Origin of the sequence: Erwinia sp. OLFS4, assembly GCF_002752165.1 — a bacterium.
In the GTDB taxonomy this organism is placed as follows: Bacteria; Pseudomonadota; Gammaproteobacteria; order Enterobacterales; family Enterobacteriaceae; genus Izhakiella.
On sequence record NZ_MOMB01000071.1, the window covers coordinates 1 to 26,148 of the forward strand.

22 protein-coding genes and 1 riboswitch are annotated in these 26,148 nt (G+C 52.0%); of the genes, 16 read left to right on the top strand and 6 right to left on the bottom strand.

All coding sequences use genetic code 11. From position 1 onward, the window contains the following. The 9 genes from BL249_RS17530 to rpoC form a co-directional block, all read left to right on the top strand. Positions 1-125: EF-Tu C-terminal domain-related protein (locus BL249_RS17530; RefSeq protein ID WP_446717721.1), on the top strand; the 125-nt coding region annotated here is incomplete at its 5' end. Positions 126-352: 227 nt separating this feature from the next. After that, complete coding sequence (gene secE / locus BL249_RS17535) at positions 353-736, top strand: preprotein translocase subunit SecE (protein ID WP_099707437.1); 384 nt, start codon at positions 353-355, stop codon at positions 734-736. 1 nt (position 737) lies between these two features. Continuing rightward, on the top strand, positions 738-1,283 hold the full coding sequence (gene nusG / locus BL249_RS17540) for a transcription termination/antitermination protein NusG (protein ID WP_078004957.1): 546 nt from the start codon (positions 738-740) through the stop codon (positions 1,281-1,283). Positions 1,284-1,439: 156 nt separating this feature from the next. Then, entirely contained in the window at positions 1,440-1,868 is a 429-nt protein-coding gene (rplK, locus tag BL249_RS17545; protein WP_099707438.1) for a 50S ribosomal protein L11, read from the top strand. Between the two features lie 3 nt (positions 1,869-1,871). Further along, positions 1,872-2,576, top strand: a complete 705-nt coding sequence (gene rplA / locus BL249_RS17550) for a 50S ribosomal protein L1 (RefSeq protein WP_099707439.1) — start codon at positions 1,872-1,874, stop codon at positions 2,574-2,576. A 350-nt stretch (positions 2,577-2,926) separates the two neighbouring features. Next, entirely contained in the window at positions 2,927-3,424 is a 498-nt protein-coding gene (gene rplJ, locus BL249_RS17555; RefSeq protein WP_078004960.1) for a 50S ribosomal protein L10, read from the top strand. Between the two features lie 60 nt (positions 3,425-3,484). Continuing rightward, positions 3,485-3,853, top strand: coding sequence for a 50S ribosomal protein L7/L12 (rplL, locus tag BL249_RS17560; RefSeq protein ID WP_099707440.1), 369 nt, complete (start codon positions 3,485-3,487; stop codon positions 3,851-3,853). A 321-nt stretch (positions 3,854-4,174) separates the two neighbouring features. Then, entirely contained in the window at positions 4,175-8,203 is a 4,029-nt protein-coding gene (gene rpoB, locus BL249_RS17565) for a DNA-directed RNA polymerase subunit beta (protein WP_099707441.1), read from the top strand. 88 nt (positions 8,204-8,291) lie between these two features. After that, positions 8,292-12,512 carry a DNA-directed RNA polymerase subunit beta' gene (gene rpoC / locus BL249_RS17570; RefSeq protein WP_099707442.1) on the top strand — a complete coding sequence of 1,407 codons (4,221 nt, stop codon included), beginning with the start codon at positions 8,292-8,294 and terminating at the stop codon, positions 12,510-12,512. Positions 12,513-12,573: 61 nt separating this feature from the next. Here the strand turns inward: rpoC and BL249_RS17575 are convergent, their stop codons facing one another. Further along, on the bottom strand, positions 12,574-12,750 hold the full coding sequence (locus tag BL249_RS17575) for a DUF1127 domain-containing protein (protein WP_099707443.1): 177 nt from the start codon (positions 12,748-12,750) through the stop codon (positions 12,574-12,576). Positions 12,751-12,915: 165 nt separating this feature from the next. Here BL249_RS17575 and BL249_RS17580 point away from each other — a divergent pair, with 165 nt between their 5' ends. Next, positions 12,916-14,328 carry an aminotransferase-like domain-containing protein gene (locus BL249_RS17580; RefSeq protein ID WP_099707444.1) on the top strand — a complete coding sequence of 471 codons (1,413 nt, stop codon included), beginning with the start codon at positions 12,916-12,918 and terminating at the stop codon, positions 14,326-14,328. Positions 14,329-14,725: 397 nt separating this feature from the next. On the opposite strand, the gene thiE is transcribed toward BL249_RS17580, so the two are convergent. From thiE to rsd, 3 genes are all read right to left on the bottom strand, one after another. Beyond that, the gene (gene thiE, locus BL249_RS17590) at positions 14,726-15,370 is read right to left on the bottom strand and encodes a thiamine phosphate synthase (RefSeq protein ID WP_099707446.1); all 645 of its coding nucleotides are present in this window, start codon (positions 15,368-15,370) and stop codon (positions 14,726-14,728) included. Continuing rightward, positions 15,367-17,298 carry a phosphomethylpyrimidine synthase ThiC gene (gene thiC / locus BL249_RS17595; protein WP_099707447.1) on the bottom strand — a complete coding sequence of 644 codons (1,932 nt, stop codon included), beginning with the start codon at positions 17,296-17,298 and terminating at the stop codon, positions 15,367-15,369. Before thiC ends, thiE begins: the two co-directional genes overlap by 4 nt. Positions 17,299-17,383: 85 nt before the next feature. Continuing rightward, a riboswitch (TPP riboswitch) is annotated at positions 17,384-17,485 on the bottom strand. A gap of 113 nt (positions 17,486-17,598) precedes the next feature. After that, positions 17,599-18,105, bottom strand: a complete 507-nt coding sequence (rsd, locus tag BL249_RS17600) for a sigma D regulator (RefSeq protein ID WP_099707448.1) — start codon at positions 18,103-18,105, stop codon at positions 17,599-17,601. 83 nt (positions 18,106-18,188) lie between these two features. Between rsd and nudC the strand changes: the two genes are divergently transcribed. The 6 genes from nudC (at position 18,189) to BL249_RS17630 (ending at position 22,631) form a co-directional block, all read left to right on the top strand. Next, positions 18,189-18,962, top strand: coding sequence for an NAD(+) diphosphatase (nudC, locus tag BL249_RS17605; protein WP_099707449.1), 774 nt, complete (start codon positions 18,189-18,191; stop codon positions 18,960-18,962). Between the two features lie 74 nt (positions 18,963-19,036). After that, entirely contained in the window at positions 19,037-20,104 is a 1,068-nt protein-coding gene (hemE, locus tag BL249_RS17610; protein WP_099707450.1) for a uroporphyrinogen decarboxylase, read from the top strand. Between the two features lie 2 nt (positions 20,105-20,106). Next, on the top strand, positions 20,107-20,778 hold the full coding sequence (gene nfi, locus BL249_RS17615) for a deoxyribonuclease V (protein ID WP_099707451.1): 672 nt from the start codon (positions 20,107-20,109) through the stop codon (positions 20,776-20,778). A 63-nt stretch (positions 20,779-20,841) separates the two neighbouring features. Further along, entirely contained in the window at positions 20,842-21,432 is a 591-nt protein-coding gene (locus tag BL249_RS17620) for a YjaG family protein (protein ID WP_099707452.1), read from the top strand. 188 nt (positions 21,433-21,620) lie between these two features. Further along, positions 21,621-21,893, top strand: a complete 273-nt coding sequence (gene hupA / locus BL249_RS17625) for a nucleoid-associated protein HU-alpha (protein WP_078004975.1) — start codon at positions 21,621-21,623, stop codon at positions 21,891-21,893. An 84-nt stretch (positions 21,894-21,977) separates the two neighbouring features. Next, positions 21,978-22,631, top strand: coding sequence for a DUF1481 domain-containing protein (locus tag BL249_RS17630; RefSeq protein ID WP_099707453.1), 654 nt, complete (start codon positions 21,978-21,980; stop codon positions 22,629-22,631). Positions 22,632-22,668: 37 nt separating this feature from the next. On the opposite strand, the gene purD is transcribed toward BL249_RS17630, so the two are convergent. Continuing rightward, positions 22,669-23,949, bottom strand: coding sequence for a phosphoribosylamine--glycine ligase (gene purD, locus BL249_RS17635; protein ID WP_099707454.1), 1,281 nt, complete (start codon positions 23,947-23,949; stop codon positions 22,669-22,671). Positions 23,950-23,967: 18 nt separating this feature from the next. Further along, on the bottom strand, positions 23,968-25,557 hold the full coding sequence (gene purH, locus BL249_RS17640; RefSeq protein WP_099707455.1) for a bifunctional phosphoribosylaminoimidazolecarboxamide formyltransferase/IMP cyclohydrolase: 1,590 nt from the start codon (positions 25,555-25,557) through the stop codon (positions 23,968-23,970). Positions 25,558-26,148 lie beyond the last annotated feature (591 nt).

Consider the following 26,148-nt stretch of genomic DNA (forward strand, 5'->3'; position numbering starts at 1 on the left):
GCGACAACATCAAAATGAATGTTGAGCTGATCCACCCGATTGCCATGGACGACGGTCTGCGTTTCGCGATTCGCGAAGGTGGCCGTACCGTTGGCGCCGGCGTTGTGGCAAAAGTTATCGCTTAATTTCGATAACATTTGACGCGACCTGACGGAAAGGGCATCATTTGATGCCCTTTTTGTACGCTGCGATATAGAACCTGACTCATCAGTGATTAAGCGTGGTAATCATTGCTGAGGCAGGCTCTGTTGATCGGCATTGAGCACCGAGTTACGCCTGACAGCCTCATTCGGTTTGGAAGCCCTGCTATGCGGGGAAAATTAGTTTCTGTTTATTGTGGCAGGTTGTTTTTATGAGTACGAATACCGAAGCTCAAGGAAGCGGTCGCGGCCTCGAAGTTTTCAAGTGGCTGATTGTTATTGCACTGCTGTTGGTCGCGGTTATCGGCAATTTCCTCTATCGCGACGTGATGCTGCCGGTTCGCGCACTGGTTGTGGTTATCCTGTTCGCTGCAGCAGGCGGCATTGCCCTGCTGACAACTACCGGAAAATCAACGGTTGCCTTTGCCCGTGAAGCTCGCACTGAAGTGCGTAAGGTGATCTGGCCAACGCGTCAGGAAACGCTGCACACCACTTTAATCGTTGCCGCGGTCACTGCCGTGATGTCACTGATTTTGTGGGGGCTGGATGGTATTCTGGTCCGTCTTGTATCGTTTATCACTGGCCTGAGGTTCTGAGATGTCTGAAGCTCCAAAAAAGCGCTGGTACGTCGTTCAGGCGTTCTCCGGTTTTGAAGCCCGCGTAGCAACGTCGCTGCGTGAGCATATCAAATTGCACAACATGGAAGAGCTGTTTGGCGAAGTCATGGTGCCGACTGAAGAAGTCGTTGAAATCCGTGGCGGTCAGCGCCGTAAAAGCGAGCGCAAGTTTTTCCCGGGCTATGTGCTGGTACAGATGGTAATGAATGATGCCAGCTGGCACCTGGTGCGTAGCGTTCCTCGTGTGATGGGATTTATCGGCGGCACTTCTGACCGTCCTGCGCCTATCAGCGATAAAGAAGTTGATGCGATAATGAATCGTCTGCAGCAGGTAGGCGATAAGCCACGGCCGAAAACCTTGTTTGAACCAGGTGAAATGGTTCGCGTTAATGATGGTCCCTTCGCTGACTTTAACGGCGTGGTGGAAGAGGTTGATTATGAGAAGAGCCGCCTGAAAGTGTCGGTCTCTATCTTTGGCCGCGCAACCCCGGTGGAACTGGATTTCCATCAGGTGGAAAAAGGCTGACGCTTCGATATCGTCCGCGGCTTTTAACACTTGCAGCAGGCGCGAAATTGGTCTAAAATTCCGCGCCTTTTGTCTTTATGCGCTGTAAACCGGCGCATAAATATTAACGTCGGGGAGCTTCTTTAAGAAGCGCTATCACCCAATAGAGGATATATCATGGCTAAGAAAGTCCAGGCCTATATCAAGCTGCAGGTTGCAGCCGGTATGGCAAACCCGAGCCCACCGGTTGGTCCGGCTCTGGGTCAACAGGGTGTTAACATCATGGAATTCTGTAAAGCGTTTAACGCCAAAACAGAATCACTGGAAAAGGGTCTGCCAATTCCAGTTGTTATCACCGTTTATTCTGACCGTTCTTTCACCTTCGTTACCAAAACTCCGCCAGCGGCTGTTCTGCTGAAAAAAGCGGCAGGTATCAAGTCTGGTTCCGGCAAGCCGAACAAAGACAAAGTCGGTAAAGTGACGCGTGCTCAGGTACGTGAAATCGCAGAAACCAAAGCTGCGGACATGACTGGCGCTGACGTAGAAGCGATGTCTCGCTCTATCGAAGGTACTGCTCGTTCCATGGGCCTGGTAGTGGAGGATTAATTGATGGCTAAGCTGACCAAGCGCATGCGCGTGATCCGTGAGAAAGTTGATGCAACTAAACTGTATGACATCAACGAAGCCGTTTCTCTGCTGAAAGAACTGGCTACCGCTAAATTCGTTGAAAGCGTCGATGTTGCTGTAAACCTCGGCATCGATGCCCGTAAATCCGATCAGAACGTACGTGGTGCGACCGTACTGCCACATGGTACAGGCCGTTCTGTTCGCGTTGCCGTATTTACCCAGGGTGCAAACGCTGAAGCCGCTAAGGCTGCTGGTGCAGAGCTGGTAGGTATGGAAGATCTGGCAGAGCAGATCAAAAAAGGCGAAATGAACTTTGACGTAGTTATTGCTTCTCCGGATGCAATGCGCGTTGTCGGCCAGTTAGGCCAGGTTCTCGGCCCGCGTGGACTGATGCCAAACCCGAAAGTTGGTACCGTAACGCCGAACATTGCTGAAGCGGTTAAAAACGCCAAAGCAGGTCAGATTCGTTACCGTAATGACAAGAACGGCATCATCCATACCACCATTGGTAAAGTGGACTTTGATGCTGACAAACTGAAAGAAAACCTGGAAGCTCTGCTGGTTGCGCTGAAACGTGCTAAACCTGCACAGGCCAAAGGCGTTTACATCAAAAAAGTCAGTATCTCGACTACCATGGGTGCCGGTGTTGCTGTCGATCAGTCTGGTCTGAGTGCTACGGCAAACTGATTTTTGCTGCTTGAAGTGGGCGAAATTTTCAACTAGAATCTTACGCCCATTGCATTTTAAAGTGCAGCGTGATTTTGCCTCTGATGATAGGTAAGTGCGACGGCCCGGTGCCGGTGTAACTGCCTGTCATCAGTGGAGGTTGGAGTCAGGCCCTATCCTGACCTCCGTCCAAGACCGCAGGCGTCTCTCAGGGAGACTTAATAATTACCTGCGTAGACGGTGACAGAACCGAAAAGATTTTTTCTTAACTGGATTCTGCTCACCGTGTTTTAGCGCTCACCGTCGTCAGGCAGTGAGTGAAGTGAGTTCCGGAGAGATAACTCTCTGGTCAAATCCAGGAGCAAAAGCTAATGGCATTAAATCTTCAAGACAAACAAGCGATTGTTGCTGAAGTCAGCGAAGTAGCCAAAGGCGCGCTGTCTGCGGTCGTTGCTGATTCTCGTGGCGTAACCGTAGATAAAATGACCGAACTGCGTAAAGCAGGTCGTGAAGCTGGCGTATATATGCGTGTTGTTCGTAACACGCTGCTGCGCCGCGTTGTTGAGGGGACTCCTTTCGAGTGCCTGAAAGACACGTTCGTCGGTCCGACCCTGATTGCATACTCTATGGAACACCCGGGCGCAGCTGCTCGTCTGTTCAAAGAGTTCGCGAAAGCGAATGCAAAATTTGAGGTCAAAGCTGCAGCCTTTGAAGGTGAGCTGATCCCGGCGGCCCAAATCGACCGTCTGGCAACGCTGCCGACTTACGAAGAAGCACTGGCACGTCTGATGTCGACCATGAAAGAAGCCGCTGCTGGCAAACTGGTTCGCACACTGGCCGCCGTTCGCGATGCGAAAGAAGCTGCATAAGCTTTCGACGCACGCGGTCGCTAACGTATAAACTATTTCTGATTGTTAGGAACAATTGTCATGTCTATCACTAAAGATCAAATTCTGGAAGCCGTTGCCGCTATGTCCGTAATGGACGTTGTTGAGCTGGTTTCTGCAATGGAAGAAAAATTCGGTGTTTCTGCTGCTGCTGCTGTCGCTGTTGCTGCTGGCCCGGCTGCCGATTCTGCTGAAGAAAAAACTGAGTTCGACGTCGTTCTTAAAGCGGTTGGTGCTAACAAAGTTGCCGTTATCAAGGCAGTACGTGGCGCTACCGGTCTGGGCCTGAAAGAAGCGAAAGATCTGGTTGAGTCTGCACCGGCTGCGCTGAAAGAAGGCATCAGCAAAGATGACGCTGAAGCTCTGAAGAAATCTCTGGAAGAAGCTGGCGCTGAAGTTGAAGTTAAATAAGCCAACCCTCCAGGTTGCAGCCTGACTTGTCAGGCTGATGGCTGGTGACTTTTTGGTCACCAGCCTTTTTGCGCTGTAGAGCATCAATGGGATTTCGCACTGTTTAGCCATTGATTAGCTTAATATCTTTTTCTATCGACGCCTTAATATACTGCTTTCCTGTACGGGTTCCCTGCTCATACAAAAGCAATGAAATGATTTAAGAGTGATAGAAAGACGTATTAGAAAGGCGAAACGTCTTTCACTAACAAAATAGTGTTGCATGAACTGTCCTCCAGGACGGACAGAGTGGGTCGACTTGTCAGCTAGCTGAGGAACCCTATGGTTTACTCCTATACCGAGAAAAAACGCATTCGTAAGGATTTTGGTAAACGTCCGCAAGTACTGGACATACCTTATCTCCTTTCTATCCAGCTTGACTCGTTTCAGAAGTTTATCGAGCAAGACCCCGAAGGTCAGTACGGACTGGAAGCCGCATTCCGTTCTGTCTTTCCTATCCAGAGCTACAGCGGTAATTCAGAGCTGCAGTATGTCAGCTATCGTCTGGGTGAGCCTGTATTTGACGTTAAAGAGTGTCAAATCCGTGGCGTGACTTACTCAGCGCCGCTGCGCGTTAAATTACGTCTGGTGATCTACGAGCGCGAAGCGCCGGAAGGCACCGTAAAAGACATTAAAGAACAAGAAGTTTACATGGGCGAAATTCCGCTCATGACTGAAAACGGTACTTTTGTGATTAACGGTACCGAGCGTGTTATCGTTTCTCAGCTGCACCGTAGTCCTGGCGTCTTCTTTGACAGCGATAAAGGCAAAACCCACTCTTCGGGTAAAGTGCTGTATAACGCACGTATTATTCCTTATCGCGGTTCATGGCTGGACTTTGAGTTCGATCCGAAAGATAACCTGTTTGTCCGTATTGACCGCCGTCGCAAGCTGCCGGCTACCATTATTCTGCGCGCGCTGCATTACACCACCGAACAGATTCTGGATTTGTTCTTTGAAAAAGTGGTGTTTGAAATCCGTGACAATAAGCTCAAAATGGAGCTGGTGCCTGAACGTCTGCGTGGTGAAACCGCCTCTTTCGATATTGAGACCAATGGTACGGTTTATGTTGAAAAGGGCCGTCGTATCACGGCGCGCCACATCCGCCAGCTGGAAAAAGATGGCGTTGAGCATATTGAAGTTCCGGTTGAATATATCGCCGGAAAAGTCGTTGCGCGTGACTATATAGATGAAGGTACCGGTGAGCTGATTGTTTCCGCCAATATGGAACTGTCACTGGATTTACTGGCTAAACTGAGCCATGCCGGTCATAAACGTATCGAAACGTTGTTTACCAACGATCTCGACCACGGTCCTTACATGGCAGAAACGCTGCGTGTTGACCCGACTAACGACCGTTTAAGCGCGCTGGTTGAAATCTATCGTATGATGCGTCCTGGCGAGCCGCCAACGCGTGAAGCCGCAGAAAACCTGTTTGAAAATCTGTTCTTCTCAGCCGATCGTTACGATCTTTCTGCGGTTGGCCGCATGAAGTTTAACCGTTCGCTGAATCGCGATGACATCGAAGGTTCGGGTATCCTGAGCAAAGATGACATTATCGATGTCATGAAAAAACTGATCGATATCCGTAACGGTAAAGGCGAAGTCGATGATATCGACCACCTTGGCAACCGTCGTATTCGTTCTGTTGGCGAAATGGCAGAAAATCAGTTCCGGGTCGGTCTGGTTCGCGTTGAGCGTGCGGTGAAAGAGCGTCTGTCATTGGGCGATCTTGATACGCTGATGCCACAGGATATGATCAACGCCAAACCGATTTCCGCCGCGGTGAAAGAGTTCTTTGGCTCCAGCCAGCTGTCGCAGTTTATGGACCAGAACAACCCGCTGTCTGAGATCACCCATAAGCGCCGTATTTCTGCACTGGGCCCAGGTGGCCTGACGCGTGAACGCGCTGGCTTTGAAGTGCGTGACGTGCATCCGACCCACTATGGTCGTGTATGCCCAATTGAAACGCCAGAAGGTCCGAACATCGGCTTGATCAACTCGCTGTCTGTGTACGCGCAGACCAACGAATACGGTTTCCTTGAAACGCCGTATCGTCGCGTAGTTGACGGCATTGTCACCGACGAAATTCATTACCTTTCTGCCATTGAGGAAGGTAATTACGTTATTGCACAGGCTAACACCAACCTCGATGACAACTTTGCGTTTGTTGACGACCTGGTGACCTGCCGTAGCAAAGGTGAATCCAGCTTGTTCAGCCGCGATCAGGTTGACTACATGGACGTTTCCACCCAGCAGGTGGTGTCTGTGGGGGCGTCTCTGATCCCGTTCCTGGAACACGATGATGCAAACCGTGCCCTGATGGGTGCGAACATGCAGCGTCAGGCCGTTCCGACGCTGCGTGCTGATAAGCCGCTGGTGGGTACCGGTATGGAACGTGCGGTTGCGGTTGACTCCGGGGTGACTGCCGTTGCCAAACGTGGAGGTAGCGTACAGTACGTGGATGCATCCCGTATCGTTATTAAAGTTAACGAAGATGAGATGTATCCGGGTGAAGCCGGCATTGATATCTACAACCTGACCAAATACACCCGTTCTAACCAGAATACCTGTATCAATCAGATGCCTTGTGTGTCGTTGGGTGAGCCGGTTGAACGTGGCGATGTGCTGGCCGATGGCCCGTCCACCGATCTGGGTGAACTGGCGCTGGGTCAGAACATGCGTGTGGCGTTCATGCCGTGGAACGGTTACAACTTCGAAGACTCCATTCTGGTGTCTGAGCGTGTCGTTCAGGAAGATCGTTTTACGACCATCCATATTCAGGAACTGGCCTGCGTATCGCGTGATACTAAGCTGGGGCCGGAAGAGATCACCGCAGATATTCCTAACGTGGGTGAAGCTGCGCTTTCCAAGCTGGATGAATCCGGGATTGTTTACATCGGAGCTGAAGTGACCGGTGGCGATATTCTGGTGGGTAAAGTGACGCCGAAAGGTGAAACCCAGCTGACGCCGGAAGAGAAGCTGTTACGGGCCATCTTTGGTGAAAAAGCCTCTGATGTTAAAGATTCATCACTGCGTGTACCTAACGGTGTTTCCGGTACGGTCATTGATGTTCAGGTCTTTACCCGTGATGGTGTGGAAAAAGATAAGCGTGCGCTGGAAATTGAAGAAATGCAGCTTAAGCAGGCCAAGAAAGACCTGACTGAAGAACTGCAAATCCTCGAAGCTGGTCTGTTTACCCGTATTCGTACCCTGCTGATTGCTGGCGGTATTGAAGCGGAAAAACTGGATAAGCTTCCGCGTGAACGCTGGCTGGAACTTGGTCTGACTGACGAAGAGAAACAAAATTCTCTCGAGCAGCTGGCAGAGCAATATGACGAGCTTAAGCACGAGTTTGAAAAGAAACTCGAAGCGAAGCGCCGTAAAATCACCCAGGGTGATGATCTGGCGCCTGGCGTGCTGAAAATTGTCAAAGTTTATCTGGCGGTTAAGCGTCAGATCCAGCCCGGTGACAAAATGGCAGGCCGTCACGGTAACAAAGGTGTTATCTCGAAGATCAACCCGATCGAGGATATGCCTTACGACGAAAACGGCACGCCGGTTGACATCGTACTGAACCCGCTGGGTGTACCGTCACGTATGAACATCGGTCAGATCCTGGAAACTCACCTCGGCATGGCGGCAAAAGGCATTGGTGAAAAAATCAATGCGATGCTGAAGAAGCAGGAAGACGTCGCCAGACTGCGTGAGTTTATCCAGCGTGCTTACGATCTGGGGGCGGATGTCCGTCAGAAAGTCGATCTGAGTACTTTCTCTGATGAGGATGTGCTGCGTCTCGCTGAGAACCTGAAGAAAGGTATGCCGATTGCTACGCCGGTGTTTGACGGTGCGAAAGAAGCGGAAATTAAAGAGCTGCTGCAGCTCGGTGACCTGCCGACGTCTGGTCAGATTACCCTGTATGACGGCCGTACCGGTGAACAGTTCGAACGTCCGGTCACCGTAGGTTACATGTACATGCTGAAACTGAACCACCTGGTTGACGACAAGATGCATGCACGTTCTACCGGTTCTTACAGCCTGGTTACTCAGCAGCCGCTGGGTGGTAAGGCGCAGTTCGGTGGTCAGCGCTTTGGTGAGATGGAAGTGTGGGCACTGGAAGCATACGGTGCCGCTTATACCCTGCAGGAAATGCTTACCGTTAAGTCTGATGACGTCAACGGTCGTACCAAGATGTATAAAAACATCGTGGACGGCAACCATCAGATGGAACCGGGCATGCCAGAATCCTTCAATGTACTGTTGAAAGAGATTCGTTCGCTGGGTATTAACATCGAGCTGGAAGACGAGTAACCGAAGTTAGCTCGCAATTGTACTGGTTATGGAGCGTCCGGCTGGGGTCGGACGCTCCTGAGAGTCTCACTCCGACGGGAGCTAATCCGTGAAAGACTTACTTAAGTTTCTGAAAGCGCAAACTAAAACCGAAGAGTTTGATGCGATCAAAATTGCGCTGGCCTCGCCAGACATGATCCGTTCCTGGTCTTTCGGTGAAGTTAAAAAGCCGGAAACCATTAACTATCGTACCTTCAAGCCGGAGCGTGATGGTCTGTTCTGTGCCCGTATTTTTGGGCCAGTCAAAGACTATGAGTGCCTGTGCGGTAAGTACAAGCGTCTGAAACACCGCGGCGTCATTTGTGAGAAGTGCGGCGTTGAAGTGACTCAGACTAAAGTGCGCCGTGAGCGTATGGGCCACATTGAGCTGGCATCTCCGACCGCGCATATCTGGTTTTTAAAATCGCTGCCGTCGCGTATCGGGTTGTTGCTTGATATGCCGCTGCGCGATATTGAACGCGTGCTCTACTTCGAATCCTATGTGGTTGTTGAAGGCGGCATGACCAACCTGGAAAAACGTCAGATTCTGACGGAAGAGCAGTACCTTGATGCGCTGGAAGAATTCGGTGACGAATTTGACGCCAAAATGGGTGCTGAAGCAATCCAGGGTCTGCTGAAAAATATGGATCTGGAGCAGGAATGCGAGCAGCTGCGCGAAGAGTTGAATGAAACCAACTCCGAAACGAAGCGCAAAAAACTGACGAAGCGCATCAAGCTGCTGGAAGCTTTTGTGCAGTCCGGTAACAAGCCGGAGTGGATGATCCTGACGGTGTTGCCGGTGCTGCCGCCGGATCTGCGTCCGCTGGTTCCGCTGGATGGTGGCCGCTTTGCGACGTCCGATCTTAACGATCTGTATCGCCGGGTGATCAACCGTAATAACCGTCTGAAACGTCTGCTGGATCTGGCTGCGCCGGATATCATCGTACGTAACGAAAAACGTATGTTGCAGGAAGCGGTGGATGCGTTGCTGGATAACGGCCGTCGTGGTCGGGCCATTACCGGTTCGAATAAGCGTCCGCTGAAATCACTGGCTGACATGATCAAAGGTAAGCAGGGTCGTTTCCGTCAGAACCTGCTGGGTAAACGCGTCGATTATTCCGGCCGTTCGGTTATTACCGTGGGTCCATATCTGCGTCTGCATCAGTGCGGTCTGCCTAAAAAAATGGCGCTGGAGCTGTTCAAACCTTTCATTTACGGCAAGCTGGAGTTGCGTGGTCTGGCGACCACCATTAAAGCGGCCAAGAAAATGGTTGAGCGTGAAGAAGCCGTTGTCTGGGATATTCTCGACGAGGTTATCCGTGAGCACCCGGTTCTGCTGAACCGTGCGCCGACGCTGCACCGCCTTGGTATCCAGGCATTTGAGCCGGTACTGATTGAAGGTAAAGCTATTCAGCTGCATCCGCTGGTCTGTGCGGCATACAACGCCGACTTCGACGGTGACCAGATGGCTGTTCACGTACCGCTGACGCTGGAAGCCCAGCTGGAAGCGCGTGCGCTGATGATGTCTACCAATAACATTCTGTCGCCGGCTAACGGTGAGCCGATTATCGTGCCTTCTCAGGACGTGGTCCTGGGTCTGTATTACATGACCCGTGAGAAAGTGAATGGTAAAGGCGAAGGCATGGTACTGTCCGGTCCGAAAGAGGCTGAGCGGGTTTATCGTGCTGGTCTGGCTGAACTGCACTCGCGTGTTAAGGTGCGTATTACTGAATACGAGAAAAACGAGCAGGGTGAATTCAGTGAGAAGACCAGTCTGATCGATACCACAATTGGCCGCGCCATTTTGTGGATGATCGTACCAAAAGGTCTGCCGTTCTCCATCGTGAACCAGGCGCTTGGCAAGAAAGCAATTTCCAAAATGCTGAACACCTGTTATCGCATTTTGGGTCTGAAGCCGACCGTTATTTTTGCTGACCAGACGATGTATACCGGTTTTGCCTACGCTGCGCGTTCCGGGGCTTCGGTCGGTATCGACGACATGGTGATCCCGGCGCGGAAAATCGAGATTATCAGCGAAGCGGAAGCCGAAGTTGCTGAGATTCAGGAGCAGTTCCAGTCTGGTCTGGTGACGGCGGGTGAACGTTATAACAAAGTCATCGATATCTGGGCGGCGGCAAACGAACGCGTTGCTAAAGCGATGATGGAAAACCTCTCAACCGAGACCGTTATCAACCGTGATGGCGAAGAAGAGAAACAGGTTTCCTTTAACAGTATCTTTATGATGGCAGACTCCGGTGCCCGTGGTTCTGCTGCGCAGATTCGTCAGCTGGCGGGAATGCGTGGCCTGATGGCTAAACCGGACGGCTCCATTATTGAAACGCCTATCACCGCGAACTTCCGTGAGGGTCTGAACGTACTGCAGTACTTCATTTCCACACACGGTGCGCGTAAAGGTCTGGCGGATACCGCGCTGAAAACGGCTAACTCCGGTTATCTGACCCGTCGTCTGGTTGACGTGGCGCAGGATCTGGTGGTGACCGAAGATGACTGTGGTACGCACGAAGGCATTCTGATGACGCCGGTCATCGAAGGTGGCGATGTTAAAGAGCCACTGCGTGAGCGCGTTCTGGGTCGTGTCACAGCTGAAGATATCCTCAAGCCTGGTACGGCGGATATTCTGGTATCACGTAACACTCTGCTTAATGAGCACTGGTGTGACGTGCTGGAAGAAAACTCTGTCGACAGCGTGAAAGTGCGTTCTGTGGTGGGTTGTGAAACCGACTTTGGTGTCTGCGCTCACTGTTATGGTCGCGATCTGGCCCGTGGTCACCTGATTAACAAAGGTGAAGCCATCGGCGTTATCGCTGCACAGTCAATCGGTGAGCCGGGTACCCAGCTCACCATGCGTACTTTCCACATTGGTGGTGCGGCATCACGTGCGGCGGCAGAGTCAAGCATCCAGGTGAAAAACAAGGGGACTATCCGCCTTAGCAATGCTAAGTCGGTCACCAATTCCTCCGGTAAACTGGTAGTGACTTCCCGTAATACTGAACTGAAGATGATTGATGAGTTCGGTCGTACGAAAGAAAGCTATAAAGTGCCTTACGGTGCCGTTATGGCCAAAGGTGACGGTCAGGAAGTCAGCGCGGGCGAAACCGTGGCTAACTGGGACCCGCACACCATGCCGGTTATCACTGAGGTGAATGGTTTTATTCGCTTCGTGGATATGATTGACGGCCAGACTATTACTCGTCAGACCGACGAGCTGACCGGTCTGTCGTCTATCGTCGTGCTTGATACGGCTGAACGTACCGCCGGCGGTAAAGATCTGCGTCCGGCGTTGAAAATCGTTGATGCTAAAGGCGATGACGTAATGATCCCGGGCTCTGATATGCCGGCTCAGTACTTCCTGCCAGGCAAAGCGATCGTTCAGCTGGAAGACGGCGTACAGATTAGTTCTGGTGATACGCTGGCGCGTGTTCCTCAGGAGTCCGGCGGTACCAAAGATATTACCGGTGGTCTGCCGCGCGTTGCCGATCTGTTCGAAGCCCGTCGTCCGAAAGAACCGGCTATCCTTGCTGAAATCAGTGGGGTTATCTCGTTTGGTAAAGAGACGAAAGGTAAGCGTCGTCTGGTCATCACGCCAATCGATGGTAGCGATCCGTATGAAGAGATGATTCCGAAATGGCGTCAGCTCAACGTATTTGAAGGTGAGCGCGTTGAACGTGGTGATGTGGTTTCTGATGGTCCGGAATCACCGCACGACATTCTGCGTCTGCGTGGTATCCATGCGGTTACCCGTTATATCGTTAACGAAGTGCAGGACGTTTACCGTCTGCAGGGCGTTAAGATAAACGATAAGCACATCGAGGTTATCGTGCGTCAGATGTTGCGTAAAGCGACCATCACTGCGCCGGGTCATTCGGAATTCCTCGAAGGTGAACAGGTGGAATTCTCCCGCATTAAGGTGGCGAATCGCGATCTGGAAGCGGATGGCAAACTGGGTTGCAGCTTTGACCGCGATCTGCTGGGTATCACCAAAGCCTCGCTGGCAACCGAGTCGTTCATTTCTGCGGCCTCCTTCCAGGAGACAACCCGCGTACTGACCGAAGCGGCGGTTGCGGGCAAACGTGATGAACTGCGTGGGCTCAAAGAGAACGTGATTGTTGGTCGTCTGATCCCGGCGGGTACGGGTTATGCCTATCATCAGGATCGCATGCGCCGTCGTCAGGCAGGTGAAGTTCCTGCGGCACCTCAGGTGACGGCAGATGAAGCTTCTGCCAGTCTGGCTGAGCTGTTGAATGCCGGTCTGAACGGTAACGACGAATAATCGTTGTTTCAGCCCTTAAAAAACCGCGCTCCGGCGCGGTTTTTTTATGCTTGCTGTCTGACTACCAGCGCCGGTGGATATCTCCGCGGGATAAGCCGATATCTTTTAACTGATCGTCATTAAGTTTTTCCAGAGCGCGCCGGGTTTGTCGGTGTAGATAAAAACGATACAGCCAGCGGCAAACGTACTGCCGCCGGGAAAGCGATATAACCGGTTGAGTTGCAGTATCAAGCGTCATAGCAGGCTCCTTCGATAACAATAACGCTATCTTGCCGTGACCGGATCAAACCATACAGAGGCAAAAAATAACTTTTTTTACCATACAGAATGGGGCAGATTAGGCCTGAATGGTGTAAAAAAACGCAATCTGTACTGCTAATGACTGTTTTCAGAGATCAACCTTATGACGCGTTATCAGCATCTTGCCAGTCTGCTGGCTGAGCGAATCGAACAAGGGTTATACCAGAGCGGGGAGCGGCTGCCTTCAGTACGCTTGTTAAGCCAGGAACATGGCGTCAGTATCAGCACCGTGCAACAGGCCTATCATCTGCTGGAAGAACAGCAGATGATTCAGCCGCAGCCCCGATCGGGCTATTTTGTTGCGCCAGGCAAGACGGCTCCGCCAGTTCCGCCGCTCACCCGTCCGGTACAGCGACCGGTTGAGATTACCCAGTGGGATTCGGTGCTTGAGCTACTCAGTAATCGTCATAATGGTGAGATGGTTCAGCTGGGCAGTGGTATACCTGACGTTACACCCTCGACAATAAAACCCTTATGGCGGGAGATGGTGCGGCTGGGGCATCTGCAGGATCCGATGTTACTCAGTTATGACGCCCTGAATGGTGTTAGCCTGCTGCGTGAGCAGATAGCACGGCTGTCGGTAGACAGCGGTTGTCGGCTTGATGCGGCTGACATCGTGGTGACCACCGGTTGCCACGAAGCGCTGTCTGTCGCGATACGGGCAGTCTGTCAGTATGGCGACATTGTTGCGGTGGAATCACCGGCTTTTCACGGCACTATGCAAACTTTGCGGGGGTTAGGTATCCGGGTAATTGAAATTCCAACAGACTCGGTAACCGGTGTCAGCCTTGAAGCGCTGGAGCTGGCATTTGAACAGTGGCCGATTAAAGCGGTGATTGTTGTGCCTAACTGCAATAATCCACTGGGCTTTATCATGCCGGATACGCGCAAAAAAGCGCTTATTTTACTGGCGCAGCGTTTTGATATCGCCATTATTGAAGATGATGTCTACGGTGAGCTGGCATTTGATTATCCGCGTCCGGTCACGCTGAAATCGTTTGATGAAGATGGCCGGGTACTGCTGTGCAGCTCATTCTCTAAAACGCTGGCACCGGGTCTGCGCGTTGGCTGGGTAGCGCCCGGACGCTACTTTGACCGGGTACTTCACACCAAATATATCAGCACCGGATCAACGGCAGTTCAGACCCAGATTGCTGTGGGAGAATTTGCCCGTCAGGGACATTACAGGCCCCATCTGCGACGTGTTCGGCGTCAGTATCAGCATAATCTGGGTATTGTCACCGGCTGGGTGCGGAAGTATTTTCCGGAGAGCATCTGTGTCAGTCGTCCGCAGGGCGGATTTATGATGTGGATTGAATTACCCGAAATGTTTGATGCCGTGCGTCTCAACCGACGGTTGCTGGAGGAAAATGTACAGATAGCCGCCGGATCGCTTTTTTCTGCTGCCGGCAAATACCGTAACTGCCTGCGTCTTAACTACGCCTCGCTGGGCCAGTGCAATGAACAGGCCATAAGGAAACTGGGTATCGCCGTCGGGCGGGAGATGGATGCCTGACGGAAAAAAACAGAGCTGGTGAGGTGAGAGGTGTGCCAGCTCTGACCGGAATAGTGGCCGGCAGATAGAGCATAACAGCGGAAAACGGATAACCGCGTTGTCTGATATCCGCCTTGCGGCCGCCCTTGCGTCCGGAAGCCTTGTTTTACCGCTATCGGTATTCGTATTGTGAGCGCTGTCGTGGATTATTATCCCGGTGTTTCCACAACGGTCGTAACCTGGCTTGCTGCATGCCGCACCACCTGATGCCGGCATGAAGTGGCGAAAGGGACCAATAGTTTGCGACCGCTCGTTTTTTCAGCATCCCTGGCAGGGCATGCTGAGTCATACGCGGGTGAGAAGCCGCCATCGCCGCCATGGGGCGGCTGGCGGCTGTAGCGCAGAAAATCGCCATCGTTTAATGGCATTCATCACCGCCTGAGCCGGCCAGCGCCAGCAGCTGTGCGCTGGCCAGGCGCCAGTCAGTTGCCTGCGTTATTGCACTGACGACCGCAATACTTCCTGCGCCGGTTGCCAGCACGGCGGGAGCACGTGCCAGCGAAATGCCGCCAATTGCTACGGTCGGTACGCCTTTCAGGCGGGAAATATAGCGTTTCAACGCCGCCAGCCCTTGTGGCGAAGCCGTCATTTTTTTCGTGTTGGTGGGGAATACGTGGCCGAGGGCAATATAGGAAGGGCGTTCCGCCAGCGCCCGGTCAATCTCTTTATCGTCATGGGTGGAAATACCCAGACGCAGCCCGGCGGAATGGATGGCGTCCAGATCGGCGGTAATAAGATCTGCCTGCCCCAGATGTACGCCGTAGGCCTGATGGCGGATAGCCAGCTGCCAGTAATCATTGATAAAGACTCTGGCATGAAAGCGACGTCCCAACGCGATAGCGGCGATTATAGCCGGTTCGGCTTCATCATCGGTAAGGTGTTTAATCCGTAGCTGCAGCGTGCGTACGCCATGGGTTAGCAGGCGCTCGATCCAGAGGGTTGAGTCCACTACAGGATAGAGTCCCATACAGGTCGGGACCTGAGGAAAAGGCGAGCGATTCATGCTTTTTCCCCTTTCAGGGTGCGGTCAGCGGGATGGTAAAGCTCTCCGCCATGTTGCCGGAACGCAGCGGACATCTGTGCCATACCCACTTCAATGGGTTGTGCGCCGGTTTCAAGGCGTGCGGCGTAGTCGCGTACTTCCTGAGTAATTTTCATTGAGCAAAATTTGGGACCGCACATGGAGCAAAAATGGGCGACTTTTCCCGACTCCTGGGGAAGAGTTTCGTCATGATAGGCGCGGGCGGTATGCGGATCGAGCGCAAGGTTAAACTGATCTTCCCAGCGAAATTCAAAACGTGCTTTTGACATTGCGTTATCGCGGATCTGCGCAGCCGGGTGCCCTTTAGCCAGATCGGCTGCGTGTGCGGCGATCTTATAGGCAATCAGTCCTTGTTTAACGTCTTCTTTATTTGGCAGTCCAAGATGCTCTTTGGGCGTCACATAGCAAAGCATAGCACAGCCAAACCAACCAATCATCGCGGCGCCGATGCCGGAAGTGAAGTGATCATAACCCGGGGCAATATCGGTGGTCAGTGGTCCGAGGGTGTAAAACGGCGCCTGCTGGCAATGTTCCAGCTGTTCGGTCATATTGCGCTGAATCATGTGCATCGGTACGTGACCGGGGCCTTCAATCATTACCTGAACATCGAACTCCCAGGCAATTCGGGTCAGTTCTCCCAGGGTGTGCAGTTCGGCAAACTGCGCTTCATCATTGGCATCCTGAATCGAACCGGGACGCAGGCCATCACCGAGCGAAAGTGAGACATCATAAGCTGCACAGATTTGGCAAATTTCGCGGAAATGCTGATAGAGAAAATTTTCCTGATGATGTGCAAGGCACCATTTGGCCATGATAGCCCCGCCGCGTGACACGATACCGGTCAGGCGTTTTGCTGTCATGGGAACGTATCGCAGTAAGACACCGGCATGAATAGTAAAATAATCAACGCCTTGTTCAGCCTGCTCCACAAGCGTATCGCGGAAAATTTCCCAGTTAAGGTCTTCGGCGATGCCATTGACCTTTTCCAGAGCCTGATAGATCGGCACCGTACCAATCGGTACCGGACTGTTACGTAAAATCCATTCACGCGTTTCATGGATATAACGGCCGGTTGAGAGATCCATAACGGTATCGGCACCCCAGCGGGTGGCCCATACCAGCTTTTCAACCTCCTCTTCAATCGACGAGCTGACCGCAGAATTACCAATGTTCGCGTTCACTTTCACCAGAAAGTTGCGGCCAATAATCATTGGTTCTGATTCAGGATGGTTAATGTTGGCCGGGATAATTGCCCGTCCTGCAGCGACCTCATCGCGAACAAACTGTGGTGTAATGTTTTGCGGAAGCCGGGCACCGAAACTGTGGCCGGGATGCTGCTGGCGTAAGAGTGCACTGCGTACGCGCTCACGCCCCATATTTTCGCGTATTGCAATGAATTCCATTTCCGGAGTAACTTTGCCCTGACGGGCATAATGCAATTGTGTTACCCGGCGTCCCGGCAAGGCACGGCGTGGTTTTGCCAGCCGTTCAAAACGCAGATGATCAAGACCGTCATCGGCCAGACGTTGCTGGGTGTAACCTGAGCTGGCGTTTTCCAGCATGGCGCTATCTGCTCGCTGGAGGATCCAGGCTGCCCGCACTTTTGCAACGCCCTGATGGACATCTATCACCGACTGGGGATCGCCATAGGGTCCCGCCGTATCATAAACCGCAATTGGTTCATTTATTTCAAATTCAGGTCCGGCCTTGCCGTCGCTAATCCGGGTCGGACTGAGCTGAATTTCCCGCATCGGTACGCGGATATCAGGCTGCGACCCCTCAAGATAAATCCGGCGCGATTGAGGGAAAGCTTCACCCTGTAATGCACTGATAAATGATTGAGCTGCGGCACGTTGTTGACGGCGGTCAGAGGTGGTACGACTAGACATAGCACATTCCTTTTTTTAGCAGGGAAGTGGCTTGTCTGGAGTCCGGAGGGAGTATGCCAGCTGCGACGCCAAAGCGTTTCGCAGGACGATGTTTACTCTTGTTCCCTTCGCAGGTATTAACCTGATCAGGTTCCGCGGATCCCGAATGAACGGTCTCAGCCCCACAGGGGCACTCCGACAAGAATTCTAAAAGCTAACTTAGCGCTGTTTTTTGTTTCGGCTGGTTGTCAGCGTAACGCCAGCCTCTCTCAGCATAGTGAGGCTTATCCTAAACTACAAGCAGCAATTCGATGGGGAACCTTATGCCGGTCGCACCAGACAACCGTCATTTGCTGCTGCCGGTTTAGCCAGATGGTTATCCAGCGTGAGTTGGATGAGTTTATCTTCCAGGGTAAAACGGGAGGCGAGAATTTCGCCCATTTTTGACAGGGCGGCCTGAAACTCAAGACAGTTGTCCTGATCGATAGCGGCTTCAAAATGGCTGTCGTATAGTTCCATTAACGCATCGGTATTTGCCTGCAGCGCCGGGTAAATTTGCGCAGCGGCCTGCAGTGGATCGCCTTCTGCCATTTCTTCGATGATGCGTTCATAAATACTGAAATGGCCAGTAGAAAGGTAATCAACAAGGTTCTGGCAGAACTCATCAAGCGCTTTTTCATCGAGCGCGGTTAAAGAATCCCTGTTAGGCTTGATGCCAACCATATGGTAATAGGCAACCAGCAGCTGACGGCGGGCATGCAGCCAGTGATCCACCAGATCGTTACTCCCCCCTACGCGCTTGGTCAGAATATTCAACTGGTTAAGCATGCGAAACTACTCCGTGAGTGATGAGTTAAATGGGTGCAGGCACCCGTAAACAAATGAGTCGGTAAAACTGAGGTACGTATGTAATGGAACGTCAGATTTTAAGCTTAGACGCTGGCTGGTGGATTGTCAGCCATGAGCACAAACTTTGGTTACCCCACGGCGATTTACCTCACGGCACTGCTGCAGATTTTGCTCTGACGGGAGCCGTGGGCTATCCGATTGGTGAATGGCAAGGAGAGCCGGTCTGGCTGGTACGTGAAAATCGTGCCACACAGATGGGTTCACTGCGGCAGTTAATCGATCTCGATCCGGGCTTGTTTCAGCTGGCGGGTCGTGGCGTGCAGCTAGCGGAGTTTTACCGCTCACACCGCTGGTGTGGCTATTGTGGTCATGAAATGCAAGTCAGTAAGACCGAGTGGGCTTGTTTGTGCCGTCATTGTCGTCAGCGCTATTATCCCCAGATAGCCCCGTGCATCATCGTCGCTATTCGTCGCGGAGAAGAAATTTTACTGGCGCAGCATACCCGTCATCGCAACGGTATTCATACTGTGCTGGCCGGATTTGTTGAGGTAGGGGAAACCCTTGAGCAGGCGGTAGCCCGTGAAGTGATGGAAGAAAGTAATCTCCGCATTAAAAATCTGCGTTACGTCACGTCACAACCCTGGCCATTTCCGCAATCGCTTATGATGGCGTTTACGGCGGAATATGATACCGGTTTACTGCGCCATGACCCAAAAGAACTCCTGAGCGCCGGCTGGTATCATTATGATGCGCTACCTATGTTACCGCCGGCGGGAACCGTTGCCCGGCGTCTGATTGAAGATACCGTTGCGCGCTGTCGTGCCGGGGCGGGATAACCGATTAGATCTGTCATTAAAACAAGCATGGACAGCGTGTTACACTGGCGCGCAATTATATTGAGAGAGTAGTTATGAGTGAACTGAAGAACGATCGTTATTTACGTGCCTTGCTGCGCCAGGCGGTGGATGTGACGCCTGTCTGGATGATGCGTCAGGCGGGGCGCTATTTGCCGGAATATAAAGCCACCCGCGCTCAGGCTGGCGATTTTATGTCGCTATGTAAAAATGCTGAGCTGGCTTGTGAAGTGACGCTTCAGCCTTTACGGCGCTATCCGCTGGATGCGGCGATCCTGTTCTCAGACATTCTCACTATTCCTGATGCGATGGGGCTGGGGCTTTACTTTGAAGCAGGTGAAGGCCCGCGTTTCTCTGCCCCGGTGACATGCCGTAATGATGTCAATAAATTGCCGGTGCCGGACCCTGAGCTGGCGCTGGGATATGTGATGAATGCGGTGCGCGCAATTCGTAAAAGTTTACAAAATAGCGTGCCGCTAATTGGCTTTTCAGGAAGTCCGTGGACGCTGGCGACCTATATGGTTGAGGGTGGAAGCTCAAAGGCATTTACCAAAATTAAAAACATGATGTATTGCGAGCCGGCGGCCCTGCATATGATGCTGGATAAACTGGCTGATAGTGTCACGCTGTATCTGAATGCACAGATTCGCGCAGGTGCGCAGTCGGTGATGATTTTTGATACCTGGGGAGGGGTACTGACCGGGGGCGATTACCGTGATTTTTCCTTGTATTACATGCATAAAATTGTTGATGGTTTGCTGCATGAGAATGAAGGCCGCCGGGTGCCGGTGACGCTGTTTACCAAAGGGGGGGGGCAGTGGCTGGAAAGTCTGGCGGCAACCGGCTGTGATGCGCTGGGGCTTGACTGGACAACGGATATTGCCGATGCGCGTCGGCGGGTAGGTGATAAAGTCGCCTTACAGGGGAATATGGACCCTTCGGTACTTTATGCACCGCCGGCACGTATTGAACAGGAAGTTGCCGCTATTCTTGCCGGATTTGGCAAAGGCAGTGGCCATGTCTTTAACCTTGGCCATGGTATCCATCAGGATGTTGAGCCTGAACATGCCGGTGTTTTTGTTGACGCGGTTCATAGATTGTCCGGCGAGTATCATCAGCACTGATTATGGATATCCAGGCACTGCGACAGCAGCAAATCCGCTGTGCGGCGGAAATTATTCTGACGGATGATTTTGACGTGATGCCGCCGCGTCTGATTGCTGGCGCTGACGTGGGATTTGAGCAAGGCGGGGAAATCACCCGCGCTGCAATTGTTATCCTTGAATACCCCTCGCTCATTCCGATTGAATTTCAGCTGGCACGGGTCGCGACGCAAATGCCTTATATTCCTGGTTTTCTCTCTTTCCGTGAAACGCCGGCGCTGTTACAGGCGTGGTCGCAGCTGAAACATACGCCGGATTTGTTGTATGTCGACGGCCATGGTATTGCGCACCCAAGACGACTGGGCGTAGCGGCACATTTCGGGTTGCTGGTTAACACGCCAACAATCGGGGTGGCGAAAAAACGCCTGTGCGGTGAGTATGTCCCCCCCGGCGATGAACCCGGGTCCTGTCAGGTATTGCACCATAAGGGAGAGCAAATAGGCTGGGTATGGCGTAGCAAGGCACGTTGTAATCCGCTGTTTATTTCCACTGGCCACCGCGTCAGTACCAGTACGGCGCTACAGTGGGTCAAAAACGTGATGGCGGGCTACCGCTTGCCGGAGCCGACGCGCTGGGCTGACGCGGTGGCGTCACGACGTCCGGCATTTGTTCGCTGGCAGCAGACGTTTGAATAACGACCCTTCGTCAGTCAGTTTCAGGTACAATGCCGTCAGAACGATGATCTAAGAGAATGCGCAATGTTACGTAACCCTATTCATCTGCGGCTGGAAAAGCTGGAAAGCTGGCAGCACGTTACCTTTATGGCCTGTCTGTGCGAAAGAATGTTCCCTAATTACTGGGCTTTTTGCCAGCAGAACGGTTTTGCTGATGGCATGCTGTACCGCCGAATCCTTGATCTGGTCTGGGAAACGCTGGTGGTAAAAGAGGCCAAAGTGAATTTTGACAGCCAGCTGGAAAAGTTTGAGGAAGCGATCCCGGTGGCGGAAGCATTTGACTGTTACGGGGTACATCCGGCTATTGATGCTTGCGTTGGTCTGAGTGAATTACTGCATTCACGTCTGAGTGGCGACACACTTTCTCATGCGATTGCGGTCAGTGAAGCGTCGGTGACTTCCGTGGCGATACTGGAAATGACCCAGGCAGGTCGTGAAATGACCGATGAGGAGTTAAGAGAAAATCCGGCAGTGGAAGAAGAATGGGACATTCAGTGGGAGATTTTTCGTCTGCTCAGTGCCTGCGAAGAGCGCGACCTTGAATTGATTAAAGGGCTGCGATCTGACCTGCGTGAAGCCCCGATCAGTAATATCGGTATAAATTTTCAGCAATAAGACAATAAAACGTGACTTCTGGCCCGATTTGTCATGCCTTTAGGCTTCACATTAGCCCCCACTCTGGTCTACATTTGGGGGGCTGAAAAATGTGGCTATCGGTGTGTGACTGCTGGAGAGTGCCAGAAACTGGTTTTTCCCTCTCACTCGATGCTTAGCAAGCGATAAATACACTGTAAGGATAACTTATGAACAAGACTCAACTGATTGATGTAATTGCCGACAAAGCGGACCTGTCAAAAGCCCAGGCAAAAACTGCTCTGGAATCCACTCTGGCTGCAATTACCGAGTCTCTGAAAGAAGGTGATGCTGTACAACTGGTTGGTTTTGGTACTTTCAAAGTTAATCATCGTGCTGAGCGTACTGGCCGCAACCCGCAGACTGGCAAAGAAATCAAAATCGCTGCTGCAAACGTTCCGGCTTTCGTATCCGGCAAAGCTCTGAAAGACGCTGTTAAGTAATAACGAGCAGTAAAGAATTAAACAGGGGGGCGATTTCGCCCCTTTCGTTTTACTGCACGTCAGCTTCCCGAATCGGACAAACCGATGCGTATTAATATTCTGCTTTTGCTGGGCAGCCTGGTCTTACTGGCTGGCTGTAGCAGCCATAATACATTGCCGGACTTTACTGCCAGTGGTTACCTTGCTGACCGGGGCGCCGTGCGTATCTGGCGGAAAAATTATCAGGACACGGTACATATGCTGACGGTCTATACCCCGTTTTCAGATGCCGATGTCGAGCAGACGGAGTTCACCTGGCAACATAATCATTTAATGTCGCTGGAGCGGCATATAAAAGGCGCTAAACCTGATGATGTCACTTTGCGCTTTGACAGCGACGGTAAGCTGAGTTTCATGCAGCGTCAGCTGGCGGGCCACCGGGAGTCACTCAGCGATGATGAAGTCGCTCTCTATCAGTTTGATGTGCGGCGAATGCTGCAGATTAGCGATGCCTTACTGAGCGGTCGGGTGGTTCTGCATCAGGGCTACTGGCAGCCGGATAACACCGTAACCAGCTGCCAGAACCAGAAGGTGACACCAGCCTTTGATAACCATGCCCGCCAGATTATCCGGCGCTTGCAGGGGAATCAGCACTCTCCGGTCAGTATTGCCTGGTTAGAGGCATCACAGGGGACGCAACTTTTACTGGTGACGCCGCAGGATTTGTGTGCGTCTGAGCCTGAAGAGAAAAACTTCTGATCAATGGCGGGCGACGATCCCGCCAGATCGGCAAGGATTAACGACGATTAATTGCCCGGTAGCCAATATCTTTTCGGCAAAAGCAGCCTTCCCAGTGAATATGTTCCGCCAGTTGATAAGCTCGTTTTTGTGCCGCCGCAACGTCGTTACCCAGTGCAGTGGCGCACAAAACCCGGCCACCATTAGTAAGTACTTGCTCGTTCACCAGACGCGTGCCGGCATGAAATACCTTGCCATCGATGGCTTCTTCAAGCGGTAAACCGTGGATTTCATCGCCGGTATTATACTGGCCTGGATAGCCACCGGCTGCCAGCACCACGCCGAGTGCAGGACGGGGATCCCACTCTGAGTTTTTATGCTGCAATTTCCCTTCACAGGCTGCCAGACAAAGTTCCACCAGATCGGATTTCAGACGCAGCATAATCGGTTGTGTTTCCGGATCGCCAAAACGGCAATTGAATTCAATGACTTTTGGTTGCCCATCTTTGTCAATCATCAGTCCGGCGTAAAGAAAACCAGTATAAACATTGCCTTCTGCGGCCATACCCTGCACGGTAGGCATGATAATCTGCTGCATAATGCGTTGGTGAATTTCATCCGTCACTACCGGTGCGGGTGAGTAAGCGCCCATTCCCCCGGTGTTGGGGCCGGTATCGCCATCGCCTACCCGTTTGTGATCCTGGCTGGTGGCCATAGGAAGCGTATGTTCTCCATCCACCATCACAATGAAGCTGGCTTCTTCACCATCAAGAAACTCTTCTACCACAATCCGGCTACCGGCATCGCCGAAGGCATTACCGGCGAGCATATCGCGCACAGCGTCTTCAGCCTGCTGCTGCGTCATGGCGACAATCACCCCTTTGCCCGCCGCCAGCCCGTCGGCTTTAATCACGATAGGCGCGCCTTTTTCCCGGATATAAGCCAGTGCAGGCTCTACTTCAGTAAAGTTTTGATATTCCGCCGTGGGGATAGCATGACGGGCAAGAAAATCTTTGGTAAAGGCTTTGGAGCCTTCCAGCTGTGCCGCGCCTTTACTCGGGCCAAAAATCGTTAAACCTTCACGACGGAAGGCGTCGACAACACCGGCAACTAACGGTACTTCAGGGCCGACAATCGTCAGGCCGATACCTTCAGATTTGGCGAAGTTGACTAATCCTGGAATATCGCTGACGGCAATATCTATATTTTTCAACGCCGGTTCCAGTGCCGTGCCGGCGTTTCCGGGTGCCACATATACCGTGCTGGCCAGCGGTGACTGCGCGGCTTTCCAGGCGAGGGCGTGTTCACGACCACCGTTGCCAATAACTAAAATTTTCATTCTCGCATCCCTTGTTAATTAATGGCGGAAATGGCGCATGTCAGTAAAGATCATAGCAATGCCATGTTCATCCGCAGCGGCAATCACTTCGTCATCGCGAATAGAACCGCCAGGCTGAATAACGCAGGTCACACCTGCGGCCGCGGCCGCGTCAATGCCATCACGGAAAGGGAAGAATGCGTCGGAAGCCATTGCTGAACCTTTGACTTCCAGCCCTTCATCACTCGCCTTGATACCGGCAATTTTGGCTGAATATACCCGGCTCATCTGACCGGCGCCGATACCGATGGTCATATTTTCTTTGGCATACACGATGGCGTTAGATTTAACAAACTTAGCAACTTTCCAGCAAAATAGTGCATCACGTAGCTCCTGTTGATCAGGCTGGCGCTGACTGACGACACGGAGTTGACCGACATCCACCATCGCCAGATCGCGCTCCTGAACCAGTAATCCACCATTTACACGTTTGAAATCCAGGCCGGCAACACGTTGCTGCCAGGTTCCACAGGTGAGTACGCGGACATTATGTTTGGTTGCGGTTATTTTCAGTGCTGCGTCGCTGACAGAAGGCGCAATGATAACTTCGACAAACTGACGGCTGATGATTGCCTGAGCGGTGGTTTCGTCCAGTTCACGGTTAAAAGCAATAATGCCACCGAAAGCTGAGGTGGGATCGGTTTTCCATGCCCGTTCATAGGCATCGGTAATTGAGTGGCTGACGGCAACACCGCATGGATTAGCGTGTTTGACGATAACACAGGCGGGTTCGGCAAATTCTTTTACGCATTCCAGTGCGGCATCGGTATCAGCAATATTGTTATAAGAGAGTGCTTTTCCCTGATGTTGCTGTGCGGTGGCGACTGACGCCTCATGCAGGTTTTGTTCAATATAAAATGCCGCATCCTGGTGGCTGTTTTCGCCATATCGCATATCCTGTTTTTTGATGAAATTCAGATTCAGCGTGCGGGGAAAACGACCGGCAGCGTCCTGTCTTTCGCCATAGTAAGCTGGTACCAGCGAACCAAAATAATTGGCAATCATGCTGTCATAGGCTGCGGTATGTTCGAATGCTTTTATGGCCAGGTCAAAACGCGTTGCCAGCGTCAGTGAGTTGTCATTGCGGTCCATTTCGTTAATCACCATCCGGTAGTCAGCGCTATTTACTACGATGGCCACATCTTTATGATTTTTTGCGGCGGAGCGAACCATTGCAGGACCGCCGATATCAATATTTTCGACGGCATCTTCCAGTGAACAGTTGGGACGGGAGACTGTTTGTGCAAAAGGATAGAGGTTGACCACCACCATATCGATCGGCACGATCTGGTGGTTTTCCATGACCGCATCATCCTGTCCCCGGCGTCCGAGAATACCGCCATGTATACGGGGATGCAGTGTCTTAACCCGCCCATCCATCATTTCCGGAAAACCGGTATGATCGGATACTTCAGTAACCGCCAGGCCTTCATTTGCCAGCATACGCGCGGTTCCTCCTGTAGAGAGCAGTTCCACGCCCCGTTGTGAAAGCGCCTGCGCAAATTCAAGAATACCGGCTTTGTCAGACACGCTGAGCAGCGCACGGCGTACAGGACGAGAGTGTTGCATGTATAAAATCCCCTGGCTTTATGAGCGACAGATAGTATTTCGGGTTAAGAGTGTTACCTGAATCTTAGCCTGTAGTGACCTGACTGAGGTAACGCCCTTTGCAGTATCCTGAACGGCTGCCGGAAATTTTGCGCAAACATTGTAACGAAAACGTTTGCGCGGCGCTCGGAAAAATTCTTCTGACGACCATTTGTGGATAACATTGTGCGTAACCGGGTATAAAAGCCGTTTTTGCTGTGGAAAGCAGCAAACGGTTCAAAAAGCCTGTTTTATTTATTGCACGCTGCAATGAAGTCCCTATAATGCGCCTCCACTGACACGGCATAGCGGCAAGGCGGACCGGGTTGGCAGGAAGATAAAGCGATTTATTTTCCGCTGAAGAAGAAGGAAAAAATCCTTGACTCTTCAGAGGGGTGACGTAATATACGCCACCTCGCGACAGCAGGCGTAATGCCGGTCGCAGCGCTCTTTAACAATTTATCAGACAATCTGTGTGGGCACTCGCAGGATTGATATGGCAAAACTATTTGTAGTATCAAGTCTTGAAGAGTGAACGCGTAAATTCATTACGTAACCGTCGGGTTTAAATAC

Coding starts and splice junctions, on each gene's coding strand:
- secE (WP_099707437.1), top strand. CDS start 353: ATGAGTACGAATACCGAAGCTCAAGGAAGCGGTCGCGGCCTCGAAGTT.
- nusG (WP_078004957.1), top strand. CDS start 738: ATGTCTGAAGCTCCAAAAAAGCGCTGGTACGTCGTTCAGGCGTTCTCC.
- rplK (WP_099707438.1), top strand. CDS start 1,440: ATGGCTAAGAAAGTCCAGGCCTATATCAAGCTGCAGGTTGCAGCCGGT.
- rplA (WP_099707439.1), top strand. CDS start 1,872: ATGGCTAAGCTGACCAAGCGCATGCGCGTGATCCGTGAGAAAGTTGAT.
- rplJ (WP_078004960.1), top strand. CDS start 2,927: ATGGCATTAAATCTTCAAGACAAACAAGCGATTGTTGCTGAAGTCAGC.
- rplL (WP_099707440.1), top strand. CDS start 3,485: ATGTCTATCACTAAAGATCAAATTCTGGAAGCCGTTGCCGCTATGTCC.
- rpoB (WP_099707441.1), top strand. CDS start 4,175: ATGGTTTACTCCTATACCGAGAAAAAACGCATTCGTAAGGATTTTGGT.
- BL249_RS17575 (WP_099707443.1), bottom strand. CDS start 12,750: ATGACGCTTGATACTGCAACTCAACCGGTTATATCGCTTTCCCGGCGG.
- BL249_RS17580 (WP_099707444.1), top strand. CDS start 12,916: ATGACGCGTTATCAGCATCTTGCCAGTCTGCTGGCTGAGCGAATCGAA.
- thiE (WP_099707446.1), bottom strand. CDS start 15,370: ATGAATCGCTCGCCTTTTCCTCAGGTCCCGACCTGTATGGGACTCTAT.
- thiC (WP_099707447.1), bottom strand. CDS start 17,298: ATGTCTAGTCGTACCACCTCTGACCGCCGTCAACAACGTGCCGCAGCT.
- rsd (WP_099707448.1), bottom strand. CDS start 18,105: ATGCTTAACCAGTTGAATATTCTGACCAAGCGCGTAGGGGGGAGTAAC.
- nudC (WP_099707449.1), top strand. CDS start 18,189: ATGGAACGTCAGATTTTAAGCTTAGACGCTGGCTGGTGGATTGTCAGC.
- hemE (WP_099707450.1), top strand. CDS start 19,037: ATGAGTGAACTGAAGAACGATCGTTATTTACGTGCCTTGCTGCGCCAG.
- nfi (WP_099707451.1), top strand. CDS start 20,107: ATGGATATCCAGGCACTGCGACAGCAGCAAATCCGCTGTGCGGCGGAA.
- BL249_RS17620 (WP_099707452.1), top strand. CDS start 20,842: ATGTTACGTAACCCTATTCATCTGCGGCTGGAAAAGCTGGAAAGCTGG.
- hupA (WP_078004975.1), top strand. CDS start 21,621: ATGAACAAGACTCAACTGATTGATGTAATTGCCGACAAAGCGGACCTG.
- BL249_RS17630 (WP_099707453.1), top strand. CDS start 21,978: ATGCGTATTAATATTCTGCTTTTGCTGGGCAGCCTGGTCTTACTGGCT.
- purD (WP_099707454.1), bottom strand. CDS start 23,949: ATGAAAATTTTAGTTATTGGCAACGGTGGTCGTGAACACGCCCTCGCC.
- purH (WP_099707455.1), bottom strand. CDS start 25,557: ATGCAACACTCTCGTCCTGTACGCCGTGCGCTGCTCAGCGTGTCTGAC.